General features: G+C 63.6%; 9 protein-coding genes and 2 pseudogenes. 5 read left to right on the top strand and 6 right to left on the bottom strand.

Going from position 1 to position 8,284, the window contains the following annotated elements; all coding sequences use genetic code 11:
* Nucleotides 1-117: 117 nt before the first annotated feature.
* Entirely contained in the window at nt 118-486 is a 369-nt protein-coding gene (locus AU194_RS33030; RefSeq protein ID WP_059089766.1) for a hypothetical protein, read from the top strand.
* A gap of 43 nt (nt 487-529) precedes the next feature.
* On the opposite strand, the pseudogene AU194_RS13535 reads toward AU194_RS33030, so the two are convergent.
* From AU194_RS13535 to AU194_RS13520, 5 genes and pseudogenes are all read right to left on the bottom strand, one after another.
* A pseudogene (locus AU194_RS13535) lies at nt 530-1,308 on the bottom strand (ABC transporter ATP-binding protein); the annotation flags it as partial.
* A 325-nt stretch (nt 1,309-1,633) separates the two neighbouring features.
* Nucleotides 1,634-2,506 (bottom strand): alpha/beta hydrolase-fold protein, encoded by an 873-nt coding sequence (locus tag AU194_RS13530; protein WP_059089776.1) that lies wholly within the window; start codon nt 2,504-2,506, stop codon nt 1,634-1,636.
* Between the two features lie 56 nt (nt 2,507-2,562).
* Nucleotides 2,563-2,673 (bottom strand): annotated as a pseudogene (locus tag AU194_RS32595) (CAP domain-containing protein); the annotation flags it as partial.
* Nucleotides 2,674-2,887: 214 nt separating this feature from the next.
* A complete protein-coding gene (locus AU194_RS13525; RefSeq protein WP_059089765.1) occupies nt 2,888-3,634 on the bottom strand; it encodes a hypothetical protein in 747 nt (248 codons plus the stop codon).
* Nucleotides 3,635-3,772: 138 nt separating this feature from the next.
* Nucleotides 3,773-4,324, bottom strand: coding sequence for a TetR/AcrR family transcriptional regulator (locus AU194_RS13520; protein ID WP_231743356.1), 552 nt, complete (start codon nt 4,322-4,324; stop codon nt 3,773-3,775).
* Nucleotides 4,325-4,467: 143 nt separating this feature from the next.
* Between AU194_RS13520 and AU194_RS13515 the strand changes: the two genes are divergently transcribed.
* A complete protein-coding gene (locus AU194_RS13515; protein ID WP_231743355.1) occupies nt 4,468-5,526 on the top strand; it encodes a phosphotransferase family protein in 1,059 nt (352 codons plus the stop codon).
* Nucleotides 5,527-5,529: 3 nt separating this feature from the next.
* On the opposite strand, the gene AU194_RS13510 is transcribed toward AU194_RS13515, so the two are convergent.
* Nucleotides 5,530-6,192, bottom strand: a complete 663-nt coding sequence (locus AU194_RS13510; RefSeq protein WP_059089775.1) for a TetR/AcrR family transcriptional regulator — start codon at nt 6,190-6,192, stop codon at nt 5,530-5,532.
* 304 nt (nt 6,193-6,496) lie between these two features.
* On the opposite strand from AU194_RS13510, the gene AU194_RS13505 reads away from it, so the two are divergent.
* The 3 genes from AU194_RS13505 (at nt 6,497) to AU194_RS13495 (ending at nt 8,267) form a co-directional block, all read left to right on the top strand.
* Nucleotides 6,497-6,841 carry a DUF732 domain-containing protein gene (locus AU194_RS13505; RefSeq protein WP_059089762.1) on the top strand — a complete coding sequence of 115 codons (345 nt, stop codon included), beginning with the start codon at nt 6,497-6,499 and terminating at the stop codon, nt 6,839-6,841.
* Nucleotides 6,842-6,929: 88 nt separating this feature from the next.
* Entirely contained in the window at nt 6,930-7,367 is a 438-nt protein-coding gene (locus AU194_RS13500) for a CAP domain-containing protein (RefSeq protein ID WP_059089761.1), read from the top strand.
* A 240-nt stretch (nt 7,368-7,607) separates the two neighbouring features.
* The gene (locus tag AU194_RS13495) at nt 7,608-8,267 is read left to right on the top strand and encodes a PaaI family thioesterase (RefSeq protein ID WP_059089760.1); all 660 of its coding nucleotides are present in this window, start codon (nt 7,608-7,610) and stop codon (nt 8,265-8,267) included.
* The last annotated feature ends 17 nt before the right edge of the window (nt 8,268-8,284 follow it).

The following is an 8,284-nucleotide window of genomic DNA, read 5'->3' as shown; positions in this document are numbered from 1 at the left end:
GACCGGCACCTCACCCCACGTGAGCCAGCCCATCCCGGCCCTCACAACACAATAGGAAGAAAATCCGGGGTAGTTCACCCCGACCCCCACTGCACAGCACCATCCGAAAGGACAACCATGTATCCCACCTACGCCCATCAGCCCGTCTTCACCGTCAGCACCACCAAGCACACCGGCCTGCTGCTGATGTGGATGGACCAATCCGCCACCGTCACCGGAACGTTCGAGCAGTGCGACGCCGCCCTCCGGCAGGCTCAAACGCACAACCTGCTCGCCGGCTGGTGGAGCCCGCTGTCGATGCTGCTGCTCAATTGGTTTGCCCTGCTGGCCAACTGGTCGGCCCGCAAGACCCTGCACCGGCAAGCCGCCCGCGCCCGCGCCATGGCCGCCCATCCCTCGGCGCAGCCCACGCATCCGTACCGGTACCCGGCCGGCTACCCGCAGTACGCCCCGATGCCCGCCCAGCCCGCCGGCTACCGGGCCTGATCCCCGCCGATGCTCCGCCGACCCGCGACACTGCTCGGCATGGCCGCCGGCGGGCCGCGGTGGCCTCGTACTCGTCTTCGGACATACCGATCGGGCCGATGACGACCGGTGAGGAACTGCATGACCGCCGGCTCCTCGGAGGCCAGCAACACCTCACGGGGACCGAACATGACCAGCTGCTTGCGTAACAGCATGCCGATGTTGACGGGCACCATGCGGGCGATGTTGAAGTTGTGCGTCACGATCAGCACCGTGGCGTCGATCTGGGTGTTGATGTCGATCGAAGGTTGCGACAGGTAGGCGGTACGGACGGGTCCACACCGGAGTCCGGCTCGTCGCACATGATGACCTGCGGATCCAGCGCCGAGGCGCGGGCGAGGCCGGCACACTTGCGCATACCGCCGGAGATCTCACCGAAAAACTTGTGCCCATCGTTGGACATACCGACGAGTTAGGGCTTCTCCATCACTATGTTGCGGATCTCGGACTCGCTCTTCTCGGTATGCTCACGCGGCGCGAAGGCGGTGTTGGCGCGGATGTTCATCGAGCCCGAACAGCGCGCCGTCCTGGAACAGCACACCGAACAGGGTGTGGATCTCCTACCTTGGCCGACCACTCCAGAATGCTGGTGTCGTCGATGACGATCGGGCCACGCTCGGGGCGCAGCAGACCGATCAGCGACTTCGGGAACACCGACTTACCGGTACCCGTCGGGCCCAGCAGGACGCTGGCCTCACCGGCGCAATCAACATCGTCACGTCCTCCCCAATTTAGAAGACCCAAGTGATTCGTGAGATTCGAGACATCAATCTGAAGTCCAATACCTCACATCACCTTTCAACGTTGACGCGGGTGCTGCTTCTACGTCAGATACATCCACTCGCGCATGGATCCGCCGGCACCGCAGATTCCGGCGCCAGGACCGCGTCGGCGCCCGCCGGCAGTTGCTGCGTGTAGTCGACATCGCCCTCGAGATCGGGGGCGATGGGCATGAATCGGCACAGCAACGAGACTGCCAGCGCACACGGGTCCTCCGCGTGGCTGGATCCTGCAGGTGGCACCGTCTGCCAAGCAACGACGGCCACTACTGCCGCGAGCAAGCCGCGCGCCAAACGGGTCGTCGCACATGGTGGGGTGACAGTGCATTTCATTTGATCGCCGCGATGAGGTCGCCCGACATGGCGGATAACTGCGGGCCCCAAGTGCCCCAGTCATGCTGACCACCGGTCCGAATATCGAAATGTCCGTTGCTGCCGCCGACGGCCCGGTACTGGTTGTAGAAGGACCGATTGCTGCCCTGCGCCTGGTCGCAATAACCGATCATGGCAGCAGGGTCGCTACATCCCAACGTCGCCGGGCTGAAAATCCACAGTCGAGTGTTGTTGTCCGCCAACGTTTGAGCGTGCACGCTCGGATCGTGCCATTTCCACCGACCGAGCTGCGCCGCGCCCCACATGGCCTGAGTGTTCACCCCTCCGAATCGGGCAAGGCCAGCGGTGATGGCGCCATTCAACGCTGTCGCCGAGGGTGTCATGAAGCCTGACATCGAGCCCGCGTAGCGGAATCGGTCTGGATGAAAAGCGGCGAGGGTGACGGCGGCCGTTCCGCCCTGTGCGGCGCCGACGATGCCGTGTCCGCTTGGGGCCAGACCTTTCTGCGCGGTAAGCCAGTTCGGCAGCTCGGTAGCTAGGAAGGTCTCCCACTGCTTGCTGCCGTCCTGCTCCCAGTTGGTGTACAGGCTCCAGGCGCCGCCGGCTGGTGCGACGACCGAGACTCCCTTGCTCGCGAGCGTGCTGAACGCGCCCGCCCCCACCCAGCTGCTTGCGTCCGGCCCGGCGTTGAACGCGTCGAGCAGATACACGGCATGGGGTCCACCGGGCTGGAAGGTCACTGGGATATCGCGCCCCATCGCCGCCGATGGAACCATCAGCGTCTCAGTGCTGTCGGCGCGCGCTTCTATTGCTGTCCAGAGGCATACGGCGACAACCACCGCGAAGATGAAGCGCAACAGTCGCGTCACGGTGCTTATTTTGAGCTCCTTCACTACCGGTGCTGGTCGGCCCCGCTCGACCGTTCTTAGATGGGTGGGGCCGCGGGCGGGGGGTAGACGCCCCGTAGAGCCCACGGCAGCCAATTGAAGAACATCTCCAGTTCATCGCTCGCGTCATAGTCAGGGACGGGATCCACCAGCTCACTCCGATCTGTGTCGCACGTCATTGCGCGCCGCGTGCCGATAGCAGATCACACCTCGACGAGATTTTCTAGTATAGAGTAAAAATCGGCCGTTAGTCGCGTCGGTGCCCAGGAACGACCGGCAGGACTCGAAATGCCCAAACGTCAATAATGTTCGAGCGCCTACATCCCCCGGCTGCTCGGGATGAGCCGATCTAACGATCGTCGGTCAGCCTGCTTCGAGACGACGCAAAGCGCGGAACGCGTATGGCGTCAGGATTGCGATGAGCACGAAAAACATCACGAAGACTGCCCAAAAGTTCAGAACCCCATGCCAAGCGAACGGGCCGGTGCGCACAAAGGGCACCAGGCTCAGCGGGATATACACCGCGGCGGTGAGAAAGCAGATGTAGCCGACCCAGCGCGGAATCAGCGGCTGTGTCCGACGGTCCATGAGGATCGCGATTCCCAACGCCGCACTCTGGAGGAACGAGAACATGAAGGTGAGATCGAAGAAAAGCCAGCCGAAATCGTAAAGTGCCTGAATGGTTTCGGCCGACCGCGCCTCCGAGCGAAAAGCCGCCGTTTGCCACACAACCGCGGGAACCGCGGTCACCACGCCGGTCATCAAGCCGCCGATCAGCTCGGTCATCGACAGCGGGCCCATAGGCCCCTCCATCCGGCCGATGATCTTCGACAGCGCGATGCTCCATGTGTAGTAGAACGGTGCGCCGACCACCATCAGCACCATGCCGATCCGTATCGCTGCCTCGTGCTCGCGGAGATGCGCTGCGATCGACTCGGCGTCCAGATCTTGACTCGGCGGCGGCCAGAAGCCCGCGAAGGCAGCAAACCCGATGAGGCCGAATCCCACATAGAGACATACCGACCAAAGCGCCAGTCGCAGCATGCGAAAGTCCCCGGCGGCCGCGCCCCGCTCGTCGGGATTTTCGGATGTCCTCGTCGCCGGTGCCATATGTCTCCCCTGATTAGCCGATGCTGATGACTGAGAACATATTCGAATAGACATTAAAATGTCGCGAATTGGGTGAGAAGATGCGCGGTTCCGCGGTTGCGGACCGCGGTCGGCGCCGATCTGGCCTGACGGAAGTGCCTACACGGCGCCCTCGGCCCCGCCCCTGTCGGTGTCGAAAAGATTCAACAGATCGCGAAGAATGGCCTCCAGCCCGTGGAGATCGGGCACCGAGGCTACTTGTTCGTAGCCGACCAGAAGATACAACGCTGTATCGGCAAACCGTTGTGCGCGACCTTCCTCGACCCCGAGTTGACGCGCGGAGTCGAGCACGACACGATGCCGCAGCCGATCGACTTCGGCCTGGACGTCGGCGACATCAGCATCCACCCGGCTCCACGCCCGGATCGCGCCCTCGGCCGGGTGATTCAGATGTACCGCTACGCCGACCAGACGTTCGATACGTCGGCGAGGATCCGGTTCCAGACCGAGCAGGTTCAACTCTGCCAACGTGCCGTGTTCCTTCCAGTAGGCGATCAGCTCGCTGCGGTAGTCCGCCCAACTGGTGAAGAAGTGGTAGAAGGAGCCCGACGTCACCCCGAGCCTTCGGCATACCTCGGCCAACTTCAGGTCGACGTGCCCCCGGTCGGCCAGGACCTCCAAGCCGACGATCATATAGTCATCACGCGTCACGCGATCGGGCCTCCCGCAAGTGGTCCCCGCCCTGGCCATCAAATGACTCTAATCGATGGTAAATAACTTTGGTGTATCGCGGTTTTCGAGGCCGGCTGCGACACCTCTGTTGCCGGGCCTGTGTCTGTCGGAGAGGATCAACCGTGAATGTTCGACCGCCGGGTCCGCATGTCGAACTCAGCTCTTCACTGCGGATGTCTGGGCAGCCGCCAGTTCTGGCCGACTGGCTTTCGCGTCAAGGCGAGACCGTTAACGGCCCGCTGGCGATATCGCGGGTGGGAATCGGACAGTCGAACATCACGTCGATCGTTGTTGATGCAGCGGGCTCCACCTGGGTGTTACGGGAACCGCCGCGCGGAGCGCCCGAGAATGCCGCCCATGATCTGCGACGGGAAGCCGAGATCCTTCAGGCGCTGTCTGCCACGGAGGTACCTGTTCCACGAGTGGTCGGCTGGGGAGACAGCGCCGACGGATCCCCTTTTCTCGTCATGGAGCGGGTCCGGGGTTCGGTCCTTGAGACAAGAGACCAGGCCCGCTCACTTTCTGTCGTGCAGCGTCGCGACCTCGGAGTGTCAGTCGTTCAGACACTGGCCTCGCTGCATCTGATCGATCCCCGCACCCTGGGGCTCCCCGTCTCGCGCACCCCCTACCTCTCGCGGCAGATGCGCAGGATCGACGCAAGTTGGGAACGAGTGCGCACCCTGAGCCGCCATGATGCTGACTGGCAGCGCCTTCGTGTCGAGCTCTCGGCACAACTGCCCGAGCACCCACCCGCGGCTATCATGCATGGCGACTACCGGCTGTCGAACTTGCTGGTCGACCACGGGGCCATCACCGCTGTGCTGGACTGGGAGCTGTGCACTGTCGGTGACCCGCTGGCCGACCTCGCCTGGCTGATCGACGACTGGCGCACACCCGAGGAACCCGCAATCGTGATGCCCAGCCCGACCCGCGCCGGCGGGTTCCCCTCCCGCGACGAGATGATCGACATCTATCAAGGGCTGACCGGGTTGAGCGTCGACCAGCTGGACTACTACCGCGCCTTCACCCAGTGGCGTGCGGCAAGCCTGCTGGAAGGAGTCCGCGCCCGCCGACTGTCCGGGGCGATGGGATCCCACGGCGACATCGATGCGGACGATCTTGAGGATTCCATCGGAGTCCTGCTCGCCTCAGCCTCGAAACACCTGCGGCGGGTGGGGTGAGCGCTACTTGGCAGGTGTCTCGGCAATCCCGTGCCGGATAATCGATTGCGCGTTCTCGACCACCGCCTCGACCGATCCGCGACGCGGGTTCCACCACTCCACAGCCCAGTTCAACGCCCCTAGAACGAGCATCTGGGCAATGTAGAGATCGAGTTCCGGGCGCAACAGACCTTCGCGAGCCACATCGTTGATAAGCCTGCGCCATATATCGCCGTAGCGTTCTTCTTCTAGGATCTGGCGCTTGCGAATGGCTTGCGGCACCTGACCGGAATTCCGGATCGCTGCGGTCGTGTAGTGCGAGATCTCCAACTCGTGCCGCAGGTGTGCTTCTGCCGCGACAAGCAATTTGTCCAGCGGCGCGGTGCCGTCGGGAACGTTCGCAAGCGCCGCGGCCACGTGCTCGCGCATGTCCGCAATGCCCGCCCACATCACTTCCTCGATGAGCTCATCCCGGGACGGGAAGTAGTAGTAGATCGCCGGGGCCTGGAGGTCCGCTGCCGCAGCCACATCGGTGAGGCGCAGGCCCGCGTAACCGCGATCAGAGAGAACACGCGCCGCCGCATCCAGAATCCGCGACCGTGTCAAAGCCGACTTAGATTCCGCGGCCACGTCGTCGACGTCCATCTGGTCCGACGACTCGGCGAGCCGGTTGCTGTGCCTGGGCATCCCCACATGATAAGTCCGACCACGAACCCAGATCGGCGGCGCGCCCGTCGCGTCGATACATCAGCATATCCGTATCCGACATTGTTCCCCCTACACCCGCAGTGTGCTGCTCCTGTCCGTGCGGGCGGGGTTCCGCGCGCCGGCCGTGCCACGCGGATTGCGGCGACCCGAGGACAGGGTGCTTAATCTTAAATAAAAAATTCTTGACCAGCGGGGCGAAATTGCGCACAGTGAGTGGGTGACGTACCCCGCCTCGCCGACTGCCCGCACCGCGCTGCGCCGAACAGGTCTCCTCGCTCGCCGTGTGGTCACGGGCACGTTCCTCGTCGCCGCCGGTGCAGCCGCGTTGGCAGCCGTACCAAGCGCCGCTAACGCTGATGCGGTCGCCTATCTGATCAACGTGACCGTTCGTCCCGGCTATGGCTTCCCGAACGCCGAAGCAGCACTCGCCTACGGGCACGCGTTGTGCGACAAGGTGCAATCCGGCAGTCCGTACGCGTCGCTGATGTCGGAAGTCAAGCAGGACTTCCGTACCAGCGACGACTACCAAGCCTCCTATCTCATCTCTCAAGCGGCCAACGAGTTGTGCCCCGCCGCCATCTGGCAACTACGCAACTCGGCTGTTGGCTACCACCCCGGATCGGAGTAACTCGATGCGTCGGACACTGTCAAAGACAACATGTGGGCGAGCCAGCAACGCAACCTCCAAGAGCTGGCTGGCCCTCGGTGCAGCAACGATGCTCGCAGTGGTTTCAGCGCCGAGCGCTCAGGCCGACAACCGCCGACTCAACGAGAGTGTCATCGCCAACGTGTACACCGTCCAACACCAGGCCGGGTGCACCAACAACGTCGCCCGGAACGCTCAGTTGCAGCTGGCCGCCGAATGGCACACGCGCGATCTGATGAACCACCGAGAACTCAACGGAGAACTGGGATCCGACGGATCCACACCGCAGGCACGGGCCGAAGCGGCCGGCTACCGCGGCGCTGTTGCGCAGACCGTCGCGATCAATCCTGCCTTGGCCATCAGCGGCATCGAACTGATCAACCAGTGGTATCACAACCCCGCCGCCCTGGCGATCATGCGTAACTGCGCTCATGTTCAGATGGGTGTGTGGTCCGAGAACAGTCTGGACCGCACAGTGGTTGTCGCCGTGTACGGCCAACCTGCCTGACCGAACCCTGACGGTGCCGCCGCGCCGGAACCACGCCTTGACGACGGGAATCTGATGACGCTGACTGCCCAACAGGGCTCCACGAACTCGACCTGGTGCCTGATCGGCGATCCCACGTCGGTCGAGACTCGCTTCGGCCTTCGGGACTGCAGCCCGACCGATGCCGGCGGAAACCGATGCTCCTACGCCGTTCCGCCTTGGGCTCGCGATCACACAGGACGGATCCGTGTCGGTGCCCTCATGGTGCTGGCCGATCACATCCTCGGTGAACTGCCCTACATGCGCCGCCCGCCCCGAACCTGGTCGCTGACCGCCGAACTCACCGTCGAAGTCATCCGCGACCTTTCCGATGTCGACACTCTGATCGCTGAAGCACAGGCGGTCACCGAAGGTCCGGAGTCGTTTGTTCAGTGTCGTCTCACCGACGACAGACACAACCTACTGGCTATCGGAAGCACCCGCTGTGTGTATGTGCCGGCGACCGCAGACGATCCGGTGGCCGAGTACTCCGCCGAGACCGAAGTCCACGCCGAGACCGCCGACATCGATCAGTTGCTGGGTTTGAACCATCAGGGCCTGGCTGACGGTGCGCAGGTCATCCTGACCGACCCCGGTTCCTGGTTTAACGGATTCGGCATCATGCATGGCGGCGTTGCGGCGTGCGTCACCGAACTGGCCGCCGCAGCCGCCGTCGGCGCGAAAAACCGGGACCTGCAGACCGCGCACATCCATACGAGCTATCTACGCCCCGTTGTGGCCGGCAGTCCGTTCGTCGCCAGCGCGCGGCCCTTCCATGTTGGCCGGTCCTCGGCAGTGGTCGAGGTTCTCGGACACGGCGGCAGCGGTGAACTGTGCACGGTCTCGACGGTGACCGCGCGGCGACCTCGTCGGGCCGTCTGACCGAAAGCTGCGTTGTG

It is taken from the genome of Mycobacterium sp. GA-2829, assembly GCF_001499965.1.
Lineage (GTDB): Bacteria > Actinomycetota > Actinomycetes > Mycobacteriales > Mycobacteriaceae > Mycobacterium.
Note: the sequence above shows the minus strand (reverse complement) of the source record. Positions and strands in the feature narration are given on the sequence as shown.

Excerpts from the sequence above, each read along its gene's own strand:
- AU194_RS33030 (WP_059089766.1), top strand. The coding sequence starts at position 118 with ATGTATCCCACCTACGCCCATCAGCCCGTCTTCACCGTCAGCACCACC.
- AU194_RS13525 (WP_059089765.1), bottom strand. The coding sequence starts at position 3,634 with ATGGCACCGGCGACGAGGACATCCGAAAATCCCGACGAGCGGGGCGCG.
- AU194_RS13510 (WP_059089775.1), bottom strand. The coding sequence starts at position 6,192 with ATGCCCAGGCACAGCAACCGGCTCGCCGAGTCGTCGGACCAGATGGAC.
- AU194_RS13500 (WP_059089761.1), top strand. The coding sequence starts at position 6,930 with ATGCTCGCAGTGGTTTCAGCGCCGAGCGCTCAGGCCGACAACCGCCGA.
- AU194_RS13495 (WP_059089760.1), top strand. The coding sequence starts at position 7,608 with ATGGTGCTGGCCGATCACATCCTCGGTGAACTGCCCTACATGCGCCGC.